Annotated in this window: 19 protein-coding genes; 4 read left to right on the forward strand and 15 right to left on the reverse strand. The window is 60.2% G+C overall.

Translation table 11 applies throughout. The annotated features are described in order from the left end of the window. The first annotated feature begins 79 nt into the window (after positions 1-79). On the forward strand, positions 80-463 hold the full coding sequence (locus ACZ47E_RS01850; RefSeq protein WP_113380997.1) for an ACT domain-containing protein: 384 nt from the start codon (positions 80-82) through the stop codon (positions 461-463). Here the strand turns inward: ACZ47E_RS01850 and ACZ47E_RS01855 are convergent. Further along, positions 460-774, reverse strand: coding sequence for a putative quinol monooxygenase (locus ACZ47E_RS01855; RefSeq protein WP_035209397.1), 315 nt, complete (start codon positions 772-774; stop codon positions 460-462). The two genes, ACZ47E_RS01850 and ACZ47E_RS01855, sit on opposite strands and share 4 nt — an antisense overlap. A 5-nt stretch (positions 775-779) precedes the next feature. Then, on the reverse strand, positions 780-1,574 hold the full coding sequence (locus tag ACZ47E_RS01860) for a helix-turn-helix domain-containing protein (protein WP_278067263.1): 795 nt from the start codon (positions 1,572-1,574) through the stop codon (positions 780-782). A 107-nt stretch (positions 1,575-1,681) separates the two neighbouring features. Here ACZ47E_RS01860 and ACZ47E_RS01865 point away from each other — a divergent pair, with 107 nt between their 5' ends. Next, positions 1,682-2,044: a nuclear transport factor 2 family protein gene (locus ACZ47E_RS01865; RefSeq protein WP_153776691.1), complete on the forward strand. Its 363-nt coding sequence runs from the start codon at positions 1,682-1,684 to the stop codon at positions 2,042-2,044. A gap of 42 nt (positions 2,045-2,086) precedes the next feature. Here the strand turns inward: ACZ47E_RS01865 and dxs are convergent, their stop codons facing one another. The 7 genes from dxs to ACZ47E_RS01900 form a co-directional block, all read right to left on the reverse strand. After that, positions 2,087-4,006, reverse strand: a complete 1,920-nt coding sequence (dxs, locus tag ACZ47E_RS01870) for a 1-deoxy-D-xylulose-5-phosphate synthase (protein WP_464016888.1) — start codon at positions 4,004-4,006, stop codon at positions 2,087-2,089. 101 nt (positions 4,007-4,107) lie between these two features. Next, positions 4,108-5,031: a pirin family protein gene (locus ACZ47E_RS01875; protein ID WP_004440327.1), complete on the reverse strand. Its 924-nt coding sequence runs from the start codon at positions 5,029-5,031 to the stop codon at positions 4,108-4,110. Positions 5,032-5,329: 298 nt separating this feature from the next. Continuing rightward, positions 5,330-5,584, reverse strand: a complete 255-nt coding sequence (locus ACZ47E_RS01880; RefSeq protein ID WP_003503059.1) for an exodeoxyribonuclease VII small subunit — start codon at positions 5,582-5,584, stop codon at positions 5,330-5,332. 2 nt (positions 5,585-5,586) lie between these two features. Then, positions 5,587-6,522 (reverse strand): histone deacetylase family protein, encoded by a 936-nt coding sequence (locus tag ACZ47E_RS01885; RefSeq protein WP_006699885.1) that lies wholly within the window; start codon positions 6,520-6,522, stop codon positions 5,587-5,589. A 25-nt stretch (positions 6,523-6,547) separates the two neighbouring features. Then, positions 6,548-7,111: a biotin transporter BioY gene (locus ACZ47E_RS01890; protein WP_107339384.1), complete on the reverse strand. Its 564-nt coding sequence runs from the start codon at positions 7,109-7,111 to the stop codon at positions 6,548-6,550. A gap of 31 nt (positions 7,112-7,142) precedes the next feature. Continuing rightward, positions 7,143-7,748 carry an energy-coupling factor transporter transmembrane component T family protein gene (locus ACZ47E_RS01895; RefSeq protein ID WP_072494042.1) on the reverse strand — a complete coding sequence of 202 codons (606 nt, stop codon included), beginning with the start codon at positions 7,746-7,748 and terminating at the stop codon, positions 7,143-7,145. After that, entirely contained in the window at positions 7,745-8,425 is a 681-nt protein-coding gene (locus tag ACZ47E_RS01900) for an energy-coupling factor ABC transporter ATP-binding protein (RefSeq protein WP_004440338.1), read from the reverse strand. The genes ACZ47E_RS01895 and ACZ47E_RS01900 overlap by 4 nt, the downstream gene beginning before the upstream one ends. 112 nt (positions 8,426-8,537) lie before the next feature. Between ACZ47E_RS01900 and ACZ47E_RS01905 the strand changes: the two genes are divergently transcribed. Then, positions 8,538-9,734 (forward strand): winged helix-turn-helix domain-containing protein, encoded by a 1,197-nt coding sequence (locus ACZ47E_RS01905; RefSeq protein WP_107339090.1) that lies wholly within the window; start codon positions 8,538-8,540, stop codon positions 9,732-9,734. A 269-nt stretch (positions 9,735-10,003) separates the two neighbouring features. Here the strand turns inward: ACZ47E_RS01905 and ribB are convergent, their stop codons facing one another. From ribB to ACZ47E_RS01920, 3 genes are all read right to left on the reverse strand, one after another. Then, entirely contained in the window at positions 10,004-11,104 is a 1,101-nt protein-coding gene (gene ribB / locus ACZ47E_RS01910) for a 3,4-dihydroxy-2-butanone-4-phosphate synthase (RefSeq protein ID WP_004440341.1), read from the reverse strand. 12 nt (positions 11,105-11,116) lie between these two features. Next, entirely contained in the window at positions 11,117-12,214 is a 1,098-nt protein-coding gene (aroC, locus tag ACZ47E_RS01915) for a chorismate synthase (RefSeq protein ID WP_004440343.1), read from the reverse strand. A 98-nt stretch (positions 12,215-12,312) separates the two neighbouring features. Continuing rightward, positions 12,313-12,609 (reverse strand): hypothetical protein, encoded by a 297-nt coding sequence (locus ACZ47E_RS01920; RefSeq protein ID WP_162484559.1) that lies wholly within the window; start codon positions 12,607-12,609, stop codon positions 12,313-12,315. 40 nt (positions 12,610-12,649) lie between these two features. Between ACZ47E_RS01920 and ACZ47E_RS01925 the strand changes: the two genes are divergently transcribed. Next, positions 12,650-12,910, forward strand: a complete 261-nt coding sequence (locus ACZ47E_RS01925; protein WP_006699882.1) for a DUF1344 domain-containing protein — start codon at positions 12,650-12,652, stop codon at positions 12,908-12,910. 216 nt (positions 12,911-13,126) lie between these two features. On the opposite strand, the gene ACZ47E_RS01930 is transcribed toward ACZ47E_RS01925, so the two are convergent. The 3 genes from ACZ47E_RS01930 to ACZ47E_RS01940 all read right to left on the reverse strand — a co-directional run bounded on the left by ACZ47E_RS01930 (position 13,127) and on the right by ACZ47E_RS01940 (position 15,821). Beyond that, positions 13,127-13,720, reverse strand: a complete 594-nt coding sequence (locus tag ACZ47E_RS01930; protein ID WP_006699881.1) for a histidine phosphatase family protein — start codon at positions 13,718-13,720, stop codon at positions 13,127-13,129. Between the two features lie 35 nt (positions 13,721-13,755). Beyond that, entirely contained in the window at positions 13,756-14,574 is an 819-nt protein-coding gene (gene fabI / locus ACZ47E_RS01935) for an enoyl-ACP reductase FabI (RefSeq protein WP_004440350.1), read from the reverse strand. A gap of 131 nt (positions 14,575-14,705) precedes the next feature. After that, a complete protein-coding gene (locus ACZ47E_RS01940) occupies positions 14,706-15,821 on the reverse strand; it encodes a DnaJ C-terminal domain-containing protein (protein ID WP_045532593.1) in 1,116 nt (371 codons plus the stop codon). Positions 15,822-15,880: the final 59 nt, after the last annotated feature.

Genomic DNA, 15,880 nt, shown 5'->3' on the forward strand with positions numbered 1-15,880 from the left:
ATATGGCCTTCTGGGGAGGCATTTGATCCTCCCCTTCAACCCAAGGAAAGCCTCTGGCTTTCGGGAAGGCAGTTTACAGATGGCGCCTCGCGTTAAGTTAAGGCTCCTTGAGGGCACCTACGGAGTGGCCCGGCTTTCTGCCGATGCATCCATTCCAGCCTGGGCCGATGGCACAGGTTTTCTCAGCATCAGCCGGACTGATGATGAGCTTTCCGTCGTTTGCCGTCAGGAGCGTATCCCTCACGATGTTAAGGCCGACACGGGCTGGAACTGTCTCAAACTTCAGGGCCCGTTCGCCTTTGATGAGACCGGCATCGTGCTTTCGGTGATCGAACCGCTATCGACCAACGACATCGGGATATTCGTGGTTTCCACTTTCGATGGCGATCACCTGCTGGTCAAATCGAAAGATCTGGAGAAAACGTTTGAGCTGCTGGCAAATGCAGGGCACTCGCGCGTCTAAGCTCCGTGAGCGTGATCCGCCCGCATGGGATGCCAGACGGAAATATCGCGCGGCGCGTCCAGAAGCTCGGGCAGGGCATCGTGCCATGCCTGCCGATAGGGCCGGTGGATCTGAACGTCGATGACGTCCTGATGGTCAGTCCAGGTCTCATGCAGCAGGAACCGGTTCTCGTTTTCGCAATCCCGGTGCAGGGTTGCGTTCACGAAGGTCTTTTCGTGCCGCATGGCGTCGAGCAGCGCATTCAGCAATTCAAGAAAACGTTCGCGCTGGGCTGGACGGACCTGAAAGCCGATAAGATAGGTGGTGTGCACGGGTCTTACTCCTTGGCACCTTGCATCAGTGCGTTGCGGGTTGCCGCGTCGGCGGGATAAAAACATTCCAGCACGAGTTCGGAGAGCGTGACGTCCGTCGCCGTCCCGAAAACCGTGGTGGTTGAAATGAAGCTCAATATGCCGCCCGAAGATGGATCGCGAAGCTGGAGCGGTATGGCCAGAGGGCCGGCCCCGGTGGAATGCGGGGCGACCTTTTGCGCGGGATAGGCCGCAAGCTCCGCATGCAGCCGAGAAAGCACTTCGTCTCCGGTTTCCTCGACCTGACGGCGCAGGCGTTCCAGCAGGTGATGGCGCCATTCGGCCAGATTGACGATGCGTGACCTCAGACCCAGCGGATGCAGGCTCAGCCTCAAGGCGTTGAGCGGCGGGTAAAGCAGCTCTTCTGAAACGCCGGCCAGAAGCGACGTGATCGCCCCATTGGCGAGAACGACATTCCAGTGCCGGTCGACGGCAAGAGCGGGGAATGGCATATGCCCATGCACTACCGTTTCGACGGCTTGTCGGGCGGCTGCCATATCAGGTGCATCCAGTGATCGTTCGGAATGAACGGGTGCATAACCTGCAGCCAGCATCAGCCGGTTAGCGGCGCGGGCCGGCATCGAAAGCTGCTCCGCCAGCCTCACCAGCATGTCGCGGCTGGGCGATGATCGCCCGCTTTCAACGAAGCTCAGATGGCGTGCTGATATTTCAGCCTCCACCGCCAGATCCAGCTGGCTCAATCTGCGGCGGGCTCGCCATTCCTTCAGCACCTGGCCGACATGTTCTCGATGATGTGTCATGCCCCGCAGCCTAGCAGAAGATATCGCGGATGCGATTACCTCGGAGGTAATTGTTCCGCTTCCCGACCCCCGGCATGTTTGGGCCGTCAACCACAAGGAGCACAATCATGACGCAGCATCTCGCAATCGCCGAAACCTATCTCGCAGCCTGGAATGAGGAAGACAATGAACGCCGCAGGCACCTCATCGGTCAGGCATGGGCAGAAAATTCGCGCTACGTCGATCCGCTGATGCAGGGCGAAGGCCAGCAGGGGATTGCCGCCATGATCGAGGCGGCGCGGCAGAAATTTCCGGGATATCGTTTCGTTCTTGCCGGCACCCCGGACGGACACGGCAAATTCACCCGTTTTTCCTGGCGCCTTATCTCGCCTGACGGGGACGATGTGGCTGGTGGCACCGATGTCGTCAGCCACGATGCCGGGGGCCGGATCGAAAATGTCGTTGGTTTTCTCGACGGCGCGGCATCCTGAGGTAAAGGCGGGATAGTCCCGCCTCCTGTCCCGGCAATTTTGTCAGCCGGCGAAACCGACGTCGGCCTGACGCTGGCCGAGCGCATTGAACACCGTGGAAATGATGCCGGCCCGGTCGAGGCCGGCATTGGCATACATGGTCTCTGGCTTGGCCTGTTCCACCCACTGGTCGGGCAGTGTGAGTGTCCGCACCTTGGGGCCGTGATCGAGCAGGCCGGCGCTTGCCATGAAATGCAGCACATGTGCGCCAAAACCGCCGACCGAGCCTTCTTCTATCGTCACCAGAACCTCGTGATGGGCGGCAAGCTGTCGGATGAGATCGAGATCGAGCGGCTTGGCGAAGCGTGCATCGGCAACCGTGGTGGAAAGACCGGCGGCGTCCAGGTCTTCGGCCGCCGCCAGGCATTCCGCAAGGCGGGTTCCGAAGGAAAGCAGGGCAACCTTCGTGCCTTCCTTGATGATGCGACCCTTACCGATCTGAAGAATCTCCCCACGCGCGGGCATCTCGACGCCGACACCTTCTCCGCGCGGATAGCGGAAGGAAATCGGGCCTTCGTCATAGGCGGCCGCCGTGCGGACCATATGTTTCAGCTCCGCCTCATCCGAGGCCGCCATAACTACCATGCCGGGGAGGGTGGCGAGGAAAGTGGTGTCGAAGGAGCCGGCATGGGTCGGCCCGTCGGCGCCGACAAAACCGGCGCGGTCGATCGGGAAACGCACGGGCAGGCTCTGGATCGCCACATCATGCACCAGCTGGTCGTAACCGCGCTGCAGGAAGGTGGAATAAAGCGCGCAGAACGGCTTGTAACCGTCAGCCGCAAGCCCCGCCGCAAAGGTGACGGCATGCTGTTCGGCAATGCCGACATCGAAGGTGCGCGCCGGGAGCAGCTCGGCCATCTTGTCGAGGCCGGTACCGTTGGGCATCGCGGCCGTCACACCGATGATTTTCTCATCGAGTGTGGCTTCCTGGATCAGCGCCTCGGCAAAGACGCTAGTATAGCTCGGCGCATTCGGCTTGGCTTTCGCCTGCGCGCCGGTGATGACGTCGAACTTGTTGACGCCGTGATATTTGTCGGCTGCGGCTTCCGCCGGCGCATAACCCTTGCCCTTCTGCGTCACCACATGGATGAGGACAGGGCCTTTCTGGTTGTCGCGCACATTGCGCAGCACCGGCAAAAGGTGGTCGAAGGAGTGACCGTCGATCGGGCCGATGTGATAGAAACCAAGCTCCTCGAACAGCGTGCCGCCGGTCACGTAACCGCGTGCATGGGTCACGGCGCGGGTAATGGCGCGGTCGATCGTCTTGCCGAGATACGCCGTCAGCTTCTTGCCGAAATCGCGAAAACCCATATAGGTGCGGCCGGAGGCGAGACGCGCCAGATAGGCGCTCATCGCGCCGGTCGGTGGCGCGATCGACATGTCGTTGTCGTTGAGGATGACGATCAGTCGTGCATCGAGCGCGCCGGCATTGTTCAGTGCCTCAAACGCCATGCCGGCAGACATGGAACCGTCACCGATGACAGCAATGACCTTGCGGTCGCTGCCATCCAAGCCCGCCGCCACCGCCATGCCGAGACCGGCGGAAATGGAGGTAGAAGAATGGCCGGCGCCGAAATCATCATATTCGCTTTCCGCACGGCGGGTGAAACCGGAAAGGCCACCTTCCTGCCGCAGCGTGCGGATGCGATCACGCCGGCCGGTCAGGATCTTGTGCGGGTAACATTGATGGCCGACATCGAAGATCAGCCGGTCTTCGGGCGTGTTGAAGACCTTGTGGATGGCAATCGTCAGTTCCACAACGCCAAGGCCGGCACCCAGATGCCCACCGGTTTTCGACACGGCGTCAATCATCTCGTCGCGCAGTTCCCTTGCCAGTTCCGGCAAGTCGCGATCATCGATCTCCTTGAGATCGGAGGGAAAATTCACCCGGTCAAGCAATGGTGTCTGTGGCATTCCGGTCAATCGTTCGGCCTTTTCTGGTGGTCCCCGCGCGGCGCGTGAGAACGTCTTTCATCGCGAAAGCCGCCGGGTGAACCATGCATGTCGTATACTTCTATAGAATTTCAACCTTCCGGCAAAGGGACAAACTCTTCTTCGTCGCCGGGAACGATGTCGAAGCGTCCCGTTCTCCACTCCTGTTTGGCCTGTTCTATGCGTTCTTTTGATGACGAAACGAAGTTCCACCAGATGTATCGGCGCTCATTCAGCGCTGCCCCGCCAAAGATCATGATGTGACAGCCATTGCTGCCGGCCTGAAGCGTGATGTCGTCACCCGGCCGGAAGACGAGCAGCTGGTCGGCGGCGAAGATATCGCCCGCCACATCCAGCGAGCCGGACAGGATATAGATCGCCCGCTCCTCATGATCGGCGGAAAAGGGAAACTTTGCCCCCGGCTCCAGCGTCAGGTCGACATAAAGCGTATCCGTGAAGGCCGCAACGGGGGAGGTGAGGCCCTCGAATTCACCGATCACTACACGACCCGACGCGCCCTTGATATCGATCACCGGCATCTCTTCCTTTGCCGTGTGGGCAAATGCCGGGTCGATTTCCTCCATATGGTCGGGCAGGGCAAGCCAGGTCTGGAGGCCCGACATGGAAAGCGGATGGCCGCGCAGGTTTTCCGGCGTGCGTTCCGAATGCACGATGCCGCGCCCGGCCGTCATCAGGTTGATGTCGCCGGGGCGGATGACAAGCTCGGTGCCGAGACTGTCTCGATGCTTGATTTCGCCGTCGAACAGATAGGTGACGGTGGAAAGCCCGATATGCGGATGCGGCTTCACATCCAGCGCCTCACCGGCCTTCAGTATCGCCGGACCCATGCGATCGAAAAAGATGAAGGGACCGACAAGCCGCCGCTGCCGCGTCGGTAGCGCGCGCCGCACCGCAAAGCCGCCAATATCGCTGGTGCGGGGGATGATGAGGTTCTCGATGGCGTCGCAGGCAAAGGCATCGCCCGCGACGGGATCGTTACCGGGAAAGAAGGACATGGTCAGCTCCTCGTATCGTCTGGCGGGAGTTTAGCATAACCGAGGGGGAGGGGAGCATCGCGATATCGAACGCAGCGTCAACGATCCTTGTTAACACGACATTGTGAGAACACCTTACGGCCGGGAAGGTTCTCAAACCTCTCCTCCGTCATCCTCGGGCTTGTCCCGAGGATCTAAACACGTCAAGAAAATCAATGCATTGCAGATCCTCGGGACAAGCCCGAGGATGACGTCTAGCGTTTAAATCGGGAGGTGGCTACCTTATCGAATCCCGTCCGAACGCTCACCCTAAACGCAATCACTCTCCGTCAAGCGGCTCCACACCCTGCGGCTTGCCGGCGCGGTCGAGACGGATCTTCTCGATGCGCTTTTCGGCAGCGTTCAGCAGCGTTTCGCAATGCTTCTTCAGGGCTTCGCCGCGCTCATAGATGGCGATGGATTCGTCCAGCGCCACGTCGCCGCGTTCCAGACGTGCGACAATGCTTTCCAGCTCGGCGACGGCTTTTTCGAACGAATAACCGCTGACATCGGCTGTGTTGGCATTTTCCGTCATGTTCAACCCTTCATCATTCTCAAAATATGCATGGCTGCCGATTCCGCCAGCCCTTCCAGATCATAACCGCCTTCCAGCAGGCTGACGACCCGGTTCGAAGTGTATTTATCCGCCATCTCCAAGAGCCGGCCCGTCGCCCAGTCGAAATCCTCTCCCACCAGATTGATCTGCGCCAGCGGATCACGGTGATGCGCGTCGAAACCGGCGGAGATGAGAATGAGATCGGGCGAAAAATCCGCAATCGCCGGCAAAACGCGTGATTTGAATGCCTCGCGGAAATGTTCGCTGCCGGTGTTCGGAGAAAGCGGTGCGTTGACGACGTTGTTCTTCACGCCGGTTTCGTTTTTATCGCCGCTCCACGGATAAAGCGGCATCTGGTGGGTGGAACAGAACAGCACGGATGTGTCGTTCCAGAAGATGTCCTGCGTGCCGTTGCCGTGGTGCACATCCCAGTCGATGATGGCGACGCGCTCGGCACCATGCGCCTTCTGCGCGTGGCGGGCGGCGATCGCCACATTGTTGAAAAGACAGAAGCCCATGGCCTTGGCGGTCTCGGCATGGTGGCCAGGCGGGCGGGCTGCAACGAAGACATTGTCGGCAGCGCCGGTAAAGACATCGTCTACTGCCGCCATTGCGGCGCCGATGCCGGTCAGCGCCGCCTGCAGGCTTTTTTGCGAAACGTAAGTGTCGGCCTCAATGCGGTTGATCTCGCCATCCTCTTCCGGAATCTGTCGCATCACGGCAAGCAGATGCTCTTCCGGATGCGCCAGCAGCACCGCATCCTCATTGGCCTGAGGCGCTTCTTTGCGATCAAGGCGCTCGAAATTCGGATGTTCGAGCGCGATGTTCAGCGACCGCAGGCGGTCCGGCCGCTCGGGATGGCCGGAAGGCGTGATATGCTCGAGGAAGATCGGATGTTCGTATAAACGCGTCGCCATTCTTTTCCTCCCGAAGAAAGTGTTTTCAGGCGCGCTGCGGCAGCAGCGGATAACCCGCCATGACGGCGCGGCCGGCAAGGGCTGCCAGCACGGCCTTCAGCGCATCACCCGGGATGAAGGCAAGCGAACCCATGAAAGCCTTTTCAAAACCGAGACCGACGACCACCGCCAGGTAGGTGATGCCGAAAGCATAAAGCACGACCACGCCGCCGATCAGGCTGGCGACGAAAAAGCCAACACCCTGCGCCAGAGCGGACTGGCTGCGATTGACGAATTTTTCCGAGAGCGTGCCGGTGACGAAAACGGCTGCGATCCAGCCGATCAGGAAGCCCGTTGTCGGCGTGGTGAAGATCGAAAGACCACCACGTCCGCCCGAAAGCACCGGCAGGCCGATGGCGGCAATCAGGATCGTCAGCAGAACCGCGAGTGTGCCGCGTTTTGCGCCGAGGACGACGCCGGCGAGCATGACGCCGAGCGACTGCGCGGTAATCGGCACCGGAATGAAACCGAGCGTGATCGGCGGCAAAAGCCCGAGCGCGATGATGATGGCGGAAAACAGCGAAATCAGCACAAGGTCGCGGGTCGTCATGGCTCGGAAACTCCGGATGGTTGTCTGGCCGTCAGCTTTGGCCTCTGAAACCGCGCGCGTCAATGGCGTCGGCAATGGCATCGGCATCCTTCAACGTCATAATGACGAGGGGCACGATGATGGTCGCCATCCGCACGGGCAGGCCACGCGCCCGGTGTGCATCGCGCACCGCATGGTAACGGTTGACGATCTCAGGCACGAAGCGCACCACCAGCCCGACTGCAAGCCCGATATCGGCGGCCTTGAGCAGCCCCAGCCTTTCCAGCGGGGAGGCAGCACGTGTAATTTCGTCCATGAACTGCGAAATGCTGACGGTGATGGTGACCGCGGTGGCGAGCAACGCAAGTGCCGTCAGCCGCATAAGATTGACACTGGCATCGTGGGCCGGAAGCAGGAGATAGCTGAAGCCGGCGACGAGGAAGATCGTCAGCATCACCGGCCGCAGCCGCAGGGCGATGTCCTTGAGGGGCAGCCGCGTCGCGCTCAGAGCTAGCGCGGCCAGAACCATCGCGCATGCGAGAACCAGCAAGTCGCGGGTGAGGAACAATGCAATGCTGAAGCCCATGAGCGTCAGAAGCTTGAGGCGCGGCGAGACGCGGTAAAGCCAGCCCGTTCCTTCGACATGCAGCGATTTCATCGCGACGCCACCTCCAGATAGCGCGCCACCGCCGCTTCAGGTGCAGCATCTGCAATAAGCGCACCCTCATGGAAAACCAGCACCCGGTCGAAACCCCGAAGCAACGGCAGATCGTGGGTTATGACAATCAGCGCCTGGGACAGCGCCGCCATGGCTCTTTCCACGATTGCGCGGTTTTTGAGATCAAGCTGGTTGGTTGGCTCATCGAGAATGAGGATTTGCGGTTCCGTCACCAGAAGGGCGGCAAGCGCTGCAAGCTGTAGCTCACCGCCGGAAAGCTCATGCGCGCGCCGGTCTTCCAGCTGCGCGATGCCGAGTCCGGCCAGAACGACCTTCACCCGATTTTCAGTTTCGGCCTTGCCGAGGCCGAGCCGCTTCAGCCCGAAGGCGACATCGTCGCGCACGATCGGCAGGATGATCTGGTTTTGGGGATTCTGGAAGATGAAACCGACCATCTGCAGGATGGCCCTGGCGTCGCTCACGGTGTCGAGACCGTTCACCGAAACCTTGCCCTCGCTTGGCTTGTTCAGCCCGTTGATCAGCCGGGCAAAGGTGGTCTTACCGGAACCATTGAGACCGATTACGCCGATACGCCGTTCCGTCAACGTCAAAGACAGCGGCTGCAGGACCTGCCGGCCCTCGAAAACGACACCGGCGGCATCGAAACGGATTTCCAAACTTACATCCTCGCGCTCGTTTCCGGTTCTATATCCCGTCATCAACAGAAGTGAAACAAGGAACAAAAAAAGAACATTGCATTCGCGAAAAAGCCGTCATACCTTCTGGGCCATGACGATCAAGGTTTCGAACGAAGCAGCAAGGCGGATTTTTCTGGCGCGGCAGGGCCTTTCCTCCCCGCCCGGCAAGGCGCTTTCCAAGGATGGGCTGCTGCAGCTCATCAACGATCTCGGCTTCGTGCAGGTGGACAGCATCGGCACGGTGGAGCGCGCCCATCACCAGATTATTTTCTCCCGCAACCAGACCTACAGGCGCAACCATCTGACCACGCTGCTGGAAAAGGACCACGCCCTTTTCGAGCACTGGACGCATGATGCCTCCATCCTGCCGACGGAATTTTATCCCTATTGGAAACACCGCTTCCGCCGCCGCGAGCCGATCATTCAGGAACGCTGGCGCAAATGGCACGGTGAGGGTTTCGATGCCGCGTTCGGCGAAACGCTGGAGCGCATCGCCGCAACCGGGCCGGTGCTGGCGCGGGAGCTTAAAGAGGAGGGACACCAGTCCGGTGGCTGGTGGAACTGGCATCCCTCCAAGACCGCACTCGAATATCTCTGGCACACCGGCAAGCTTGCAATTGCCGGCCGTGTGAACTTCCAGAAGGTCTATGATCTGGCCGAACGGGTCATTCCCGGTGAGCATCACGAGACCGAAGTGGAGCACGCCGAATTCGTCGACTGGGCCTGCCGCGAGGCGCTGAAGCGGCTGGGTTTCGCCACGCATGGCGAAATCGCCGCGTTTTTCGATCTAGTGACGCCGCAGGAGGCGAGGGACTGGGTCAAAAACCATCGCGATGAATTGTGCGAGGTATCGCTTCTCGCAAGTGACGGCGACACTGCCCGCCAGTCCTATGCCTTTGCCGATTTCACTGCCGACCTGACGGACGTACCGGAACCGTCCTCCCGCGTTCGCGTGCTGAGCCCCTTCGACCCTTTGCTGCGTGACCGAAACCGCACGGAGCGGCTATTCGGCTTTTATTATCGCATCGAGGTCTTCGTGCCGGAGCCAAAGCGGCAATATGGCTATTATGTTTTTCCGCTTCTGGAAGGCGACCGTCTGATCGGTCGCATCGACATGAAGGCGGAGCGCAAAGGCAGCACTCTGGATGTACGCCGCCTGTGGCTCGAGCCCGGCGTGCGCGCTTCGGCCGGGCGGCTGGAAAAGCTCGATGCGGAATTGTCGCGGCTTGCGAAGTTCACAGGGGTCGAGAGCGTGAACTATCTGGAGGGCTGGCGGGAGGAAAACTGAGTTTTTCGCACGGATGATTGCGAGAGAGGTGCCCTCGGACTCAAGGTTATCGATCCGTGATACTGCATTGTAGCGCGGCGTTGCGGCATATTTCTTCTCCCCGCCGGGGAGAAGGTGGCCCAAAGGGTCGGATGAGGGGGCAACGGTAGAGATTTACGGAGAGCTAGCCCCCTCATCCCGCTGCCACGGACTTCTCCCCGGCGGCGAGAAGAAGCAGGCGGAACCCGCTCGCCTCACAATTGCGTGGCGAGACCAGGCAAAACCCAGGCTCACCCGATATCCGTCGCGGAAATCTTGATGCCGAATCCTTCGAGACCGACATAATGGCGTTCGCGCGTGGTCATCAGCTTGATCGAGCTGATGCCGAGGTCTTTGAGGATTTGCGCGCCGAGACCGATTTCCAGCCATTCGTTTTCCCGCGAGCGGGCCTGGGCGTGTGCCTCGTCCGGGTCGCGCGCCTTGCGCCGCCCCGCAACCTGGCCGACGCCGACGGAGCCTTCACGCAGATAGACGATGACGCCGCGGCCTTCCTCGGCGATCTTCTGCATGTAGTGCCGCACCGGCTGGCGGTCGCCGAACACGTCGTCAGCGACGTTTTCCGGGTGCAGGCGCACGGGAATGTCGACACCGTCCCTGATGTCGCCGAAAATCACCGCCATGTGCTGCATCCGGTCCCAGGGAAGGGAGTAGGTCTGCGCTCTGGCCGGGCCGAAGGGCGTTTCGATGGTGAAGGAGGATTCCATCTCCACCAGCGTTTCCTTGCGCTGGCGGTAGGCGATGAGATCGGCAACCGACACCTGCTTGAGCTGGTGTTTCTCCGCAAAGGCAGTGACCTGCGGTCCGCGCGTCACGGTGCCGTCGTCATTGACGAGTTCGCAGATGACACCGATCGGCGGCAGGCCTGCCAGCTTGCAGAGGTCGACGGCGGCTTCCGTATGTCCCGAGCGCATCAGGACGCCGCCCTCACGGGCAATCAGCGGGAAAATGTGTCCGGGCCGGGTAAAATCGGCGGCTCCGACATTGGGATTGGCGAGATTGCGCACCGTCAGCGTGCGGTCATCGGCGGAAATGCCCGTTGTGGTGCCGTGCTTGAAATCGACGCTGACGGTGAAGGCCGTGGTATGGGCGCTGTCATTTTCGGCCACCATGGCATTGAGGTTCAGGCGCTTGGCTTCTTCGCGCGGCATGGGGGCGCAGACGATGCCTGACGTGTGGCGCACGATGAAAGCCATCTTTTCTGCCGTGCAGTGGACCGCTGAAATGATCAGATCGCCCTCGTTCTCACGGTCATCATCATCGGTCACGACAACGATTTCACCGGCTTCGAAAGCGCGGATGGCATCGACAACGCGTTTCTGGTCATAGGCCATGGCGGAAATACCTCACTTCAACCGGCCGGTCTGGCCGCGATCCCTCAGATAATGGTCGGCAACGGTGCAGGCCACCATCGCTTCGCCGATCGGCACGGCACGAATGCCGACGCAGGGGTCGTGGCGTCCCTTGGTGCGCACGTCGACATTGTTGCCATCGGCATCGATCGACTGGCGCTCGGTCAGGATTGACGAGGTCGGCTTGATGGCAAAGCGCGCGATGACGGGCTCGCCGGTCGCAATGCCACCCAGAATGCCGCCGGCATGATTGGAGAGGAAGATCGGCCTGCCGTCATTGCCCATGCGCATTTCATCGGCATTCTCCTCGCCGGAAAGCTCGGCGGAGGCGAAACCCTCACCGATTTCCACGCCCTTGACGGCGTTGATCGACATCAGGCTGGAGGCAATATCCTGGTCAAGCTTGGCGTAGATCGGTGCGCCGATACCCGCCGGAACGCCTTCGGCGATCACTTCGACAACGGCGCCGATGGACGAACCGGCCTTGCGGATGCCGTCGAGATATTCTTCCCAGACGGGCACCATGGCGGCATCAGGGCAGAAGAACGGGTTCTGATCGACCTGATCCCAATCCCAGTTGTCGCGGTTGATCCTGTGTTTGCCGATCTGCACCAGCGCGCCGCGCACGTTGAGGCTGGGTACCACCTTTCGCGCGATTGCGCCGGCAGCGACACGCGCCGCCGTCTCGCGCGCGGAAGAGCGACCGCCGCCGCGATAATCGCGAATGCCATATTTCAGGTCATAGGTGAAATCCGCATGTCCGGGGCGGAATCGCCTGGCGATCTCGCCATAATCCTTGGAGCGCTGGTCGGTATTTTCGATCAGCATGGAAATCGGCGTGCCTGTTGTCGTCATCGTCTCGCCGTCCTCATCCAGCATGACGCCGGAAAGGACCTTGACAATATCGTCCTCGCGCCGCTGGGTGACGAAGCGGCTCTGGCCCGGCTTGCGCTTGTCCATCCAGTGCTGCACCTCGGCAAGGGTAAACCGGATGCCGGGCGGGCAACCATCCACCACGCAGCCAAGTGCCGGCCCGTGGCTTTCTCCCCAGGTGGTAACGCGGAAAAGATGACCGAAACTGTTATGCGACATAATTCTCAAACCGGAAAACGGGGCGCCTGTGGACAGCGCCGTTTAAAACAAGCGGATTTGTCTTAGTGGAAAATCCGGACAAGGCAAAAGCCTTTCTTTCATCGCAAACGCGATAAGAAGGTGACGTACCGTTCACGACTTGCGAAAGGACGAAAAACGACAGTCCCGCCATGGGCGACGGAAAGTGATTCGACCGTATCGACGGTTTTTTGAGATGACGAAATTGTAAAAGAGCCGGGGTTTTCCACCCTAAACCCGAGTTTTCCAATATTGCCGGAAAATGCGGTGTAAAAATCACTAACGGCTTGAACAGGATTTGAAATCCGTTCATCAATTGGGCCGAAAATGTCATGGTTGCGGGCAATTTCCGCCACATTCGAAAGGCAATTCTTCATGCATGTAAGGTTTTCACGCAAATCCACGAAAGCTAGATCGATGCGTATGATGATTGCCGCCCTTCTGGCCACCGCCAACCTCCTGATGCCGATCAACGGCTTCGCCCAGAGCGTCGACGTGGAAGGCACGATCAGCAAGATCGACGCGAACGGTCTCAGTATCACGCTGAACGACGGCAAGACCTATCGTGTGCCGGAAGAATTCAATTTCGAAGGTCTGAAAGCGGGCGTGAAGGTCGTTGTCTTCTACACGGAAGTGGATGGGAAACGTGTGGTCGACGATCTGCAGGTTGTGGAGTAAGCAGCCGCCTACCAAGTCAAAACCTCCTTTGTGAAACGAGCGGGTGCCACCTGTTTCTTCTCGCCGACGGGGAGAAGTCCGCGGCAGTGGGATAAGGGGCAAGCTCTCCGAAATCCGGCAACTTTGCCCCTCATCCGACCTTTCGGGCCACCTCTCCCCGGGTGAGAGAAGAAACAAGCTGCGATGTCCTGCCAATCATAGGAAAGCTGCCAGCCCCTAGGAAATCCACTCCACGCTGTTCCTGTCGATCTCGACCTTCAAAATCTGGTCCTGCGGGATTTGCGTCCGCGACGCCTCATCCTTGTCCATGCCTGAAACAAGTCTGAAAATCGAGCGGATGACGCCGCCATGGCAGACGCAGACGGTCGGCCGCTCCACGGAGGAGAGCCATGCGCCGATGCGCCAGGAGAGGATTTCATAGCTTTCGGCATCCTGGCCGGGGGGAATGAAATCCCACTTGTTGGCCTTGCGCGCCTTCACCCGGTCCGGAAATTCCTTCTTGAGCTCGGGCAACGTCTGCCCTTCCCAGTCACCGAAGGAAACTTCGATGAGGCGGTCGTCGGTGCGATAGGCCTTGGGATCGAGCCCCATCGCGCCGCGCATCAGTTCCATTGTCTCGCGCGTACGCCCGAGCGGGCTTGCTACATAATCGAAATCCGCGGCCTGATCCCCCAGGAGGCGGGCGAGAAGCAGACCATTGCCGACCGCCTGCTGGCGGCCGAAATCATTGAGCGGAATGTCTTTCTGGCCCTGAAGCCGGCGTATCGCATTCCAGTCCGTTTGTCCGTGCCGGATCACATAGACGAGCAAGGCGATACCCCAGTTTCAAGCATTCCCGGTTGTCGTCAGTCCTTCACCACCGAAATGTCAGGCGCATCCACCGCCTTCATGCCGATTGTGTGGTAACCGGAATCGACATGGTGGATTTCGCCGGTCACGCCGGTCGAAAGGTCGGAGAGCAGGTAAAGCGCCGACTTGCCGACTTCCTCAATCGAAACGGTGCGCTTCAGCGGCGCATTATATTCGTTCCACTTGAGAATGTAACGGAAGTCGCCGATGCCGGAAGCAGCGAGCGTCTTGATAGGGCCGGCGGAAACGGCATTGACGCGGATGCCGCGATTGCCGAGGTCGACGGCGAGGTAACGCACGCTTGCCTCAAGCGCGGCCTTGGCCACGCCCATGACGTTGTAGTTCGGCATCACCTTTTCGGCGCCGTAATAGGTAAGCGTCACGATCGAACCACCGTCATTCATGACGGGCTCCGCCCGCTTGGCAACGGCGGCCAGCGAGAAGACGGAAATGTCCATGGTGCGGTTGAAATTGTCGCGGCTGGTATCGAGGTAACGGCCGGTCAGCTCATCCTTGTCGGAAAAGGCAATGGCGTGCACGACGAAGTCGATCTTGCCCCAGTGCTTTTCCAGGCTGGCAAAAACCGCATCGATCGTCTCGAGATCGGTCACATCGCAGTGACCGGCCATGAAGGCGCCGAGTTCCTGGGCCAGCGGCTCGACACGCTTCTTCAGCGCATCGCCCTGCCAGGTGAGAGCCACTTCCGCACCCGCGTCGGCGCAGGCCTTGGCGATGCCCCAAGCGATGGAACGATTATTGGCGACACCCATGATGAGGCCGCGTTTGCCAGCCATGAGGCCAGATGCCTGAGCCATTTTATGCTCCCTAGTACTTTTGATCGGTCCTGCCTATGGCATAGGCTGCAATCCTGTTCAAGATTGCCAAGGATCATCAACTGTTAGGGAACGTAACAAAGGGTGCGTTGTCCCGGTTATTCGCAAAACTTTCACAAATAAAGGCCTTCGCGCATGTGGCGCATCAGGTCGGTCACCTTTTCATCGGGCTTCTCGTGCAGGACGATGCGCAGTTCGATGACGAGATCGCCGGAGCCGCCATTGCCGTCGGCAACACCCTTGCCGGCAATCCTGAGCGCGCGGTCCGAGCCTGACCAGGCTGGAATGGTGATGTTTTCCTCGCCAAGCGGCGTCTTGACCTTTGCTTCGCAGCCCAGAACCGCATCGCTGAGCGAGATCGGCAACGTCGTGTGGATATCGAAGCCACGAAGGGAAAACGCATCCTCGCGCGCGGTCAGCAATGTCACGGCGAGATCGCCGCGGGCCATGTTCGGAAGCTTCAGCCCCTGTCCCTTCAGCCGCACCACATGTCCGTCGGTCATGCCGGCTTCCAGCTGGAAGCGAACCTCTCGTTCATCGGCAAGCGATACGGTAATCCACTTTTGCTCCAGCAGATCGGCGACCGTGACGATGGCCTCCGCCGTGATATCGGGCGCCTTTTCGGGAGCTGGTTGCGGCGTGCGGAACCGGCGTACGAGAGCGCTGAAGAGATTGGCGGCAAGCGAGACGGGCGCGGCCCTGTCATCGCCAGCGCCGGACTGGGCGGCCTCGCCGGCGGCAGGTGTATCGCCTCTTACGGCGCTTGCGGCAGCCTTTGCCGCTTCCGCCGCCTGCTGTACCTTGGGATCGTTCTGTGCCTCCGCGCCGAAAATCCGCTCGACGATGTCTTCGGCACTTTCCGTCCTGGCGTCGGTTTTCTGGCCGGTCTGCGTCCGGTTGCGGGCGTCCGCCCGGGCCAGTTCTTCCATCAGCTTTTCGGCCGCCCTGGCGCGTTCAGCCGCCTCGCGCGCGGCCTCCCGCTGCTGCATGATGGTCTGATCGCGCTGCTTTTTTTCTGCAGCCTTGCGGGCCTGATCGTAGAGATCGCGCTTTTTCGGGTCTTTCAGAAGGTCGTAGGCCTGTCCGATCTCGGCGAATCGCGCCGAGGCATCGGGATCGTCGCGATTGGCGTCCGGATGAACGGTTTTCGCCTTCGTGCGCCAGGCGGCCTTGATTTCCTCGTGGCGGGCGTCACGTTTTACGCCGAGGATCGAATATGGATCGCGCATGCGAAACACCAGTTACGTTGGCTCAGGCGCCTGCCGCCCGTCATGGCGCAATCCTGAAG

Source organism: Agrobacterium sp. 5Ca39, assembly GCF_055382365.1.

Excerpts from the sequence above, each read along its gene's own strand:
- ACZ47E_RS01850 (WP_113380997.1), top strand. The coding sequence starts at position 80 with ATGGCGCCTCGCGTTAAGTTAAGGCTCCTTGAGGGCACCTACGGAGTG.
- ACZ47E_RS01860 (WP_278067263.1), bottom strand. The coding sequence starts at position 1,574 with ATGACACATCATCGAGAACATGTCGGCCAGGTGCTGAAGGAATGGCGA.
- ACZ47E_RS01865 (WP_153776691.1), top strand. The coding sequence starts at position 1,682 with ATGACGCAGCATCTCGCAATCGCCGAAACCTATCTCGCAGCCTGGAAT.
- ACZ47E_RS01875 (WP_004440327.1), bottom strand. The coding sequence starts at position 5,031 with ATGTCCTTCTTTCCCGGTAACGATCCCGTCGCGGGCGATGCCTTTGCC.
- ACZ47E_RS01880 (WP_003503059.1), bottom strand. The coding sequence starts at position 5,584 with ATGACGGAAAATGCCAACACAGCCGATGTCAGCGGTTATTCGTTCGAA.
- ACZ47E_RS01885 (WP_006699885.1), bottom strand. The coding sequence starts at position 6,522 with ATGGCGACGCGTTTATACGAACATCCGATCTTCCTCGAGCATATCACG.
- ACZ47E_RS01890 (WP_107339384.1), bottom strand. The coding sequence starts at position 7,111 with ATGACGACCCGCGACCTTGTGCTGATTTCGCTGTTTTCCGCCATCATC.
- ACZ47E_RS01895 (WP_072494042.1), bottom strand. The coding sequence starts at position 7,748 with ATGAAATCGCTGCATGTCGAAGGAACGGGCTGGCTTTACCGCGTCTCG.
- ACZ47E_RS01905 (WP_107339090.1), top strand. The coding sequence starts at position 8,538 with ATGACGATCAAGGTTTCGAACGAAGCAGCAAGGCGGATTTTTCTGGCG.
- ribB (WP_004440341.1), bottom strand. The coding sequence starts at position 11,104 with ATGGCCTATGACCAGAAACGCGTTGTCGATGCCATCCGCGCTTTCGAA.
- aroC (WP_004440343.1), bottom strand. The coding sequence starts at position 12,214 with ATGTCGCATAACAGTTTCGGTCATCTTTTCCGCGTTACCACCTGGGGA.
- ACZ47E_RS01920 (WP_162484559.1), bottom strand. The coding sequence starts at position 12,609 with ATGAAGAATTGCCTTTCGAATGTGGCGGAAATTGCCCGCAACCATGAC.
- ACZ47E_RS01925 (WP_006699882.1), top strand. The coding sequence starts at position 12,650 with ATGCGTATGATGATTGCCGCCCTTCTGGCCACCGCCAACCTCCTGATG.
- fabI (WP_004440350.1), bottom strand. The coding sequence starts at position 14,574 with ATGGCTCAGGCATCTGGCCTCATGGCTGGCAAACGCGGCCTCATCATG.
- ACZ47E_RS01940 (WP_045532593.1), bottom strand. The coding sequence starts at position 15,821 with ATGCGCGATCCATATTCGATCCTCGGCGTAAAACGTGACGCCCGCCAC.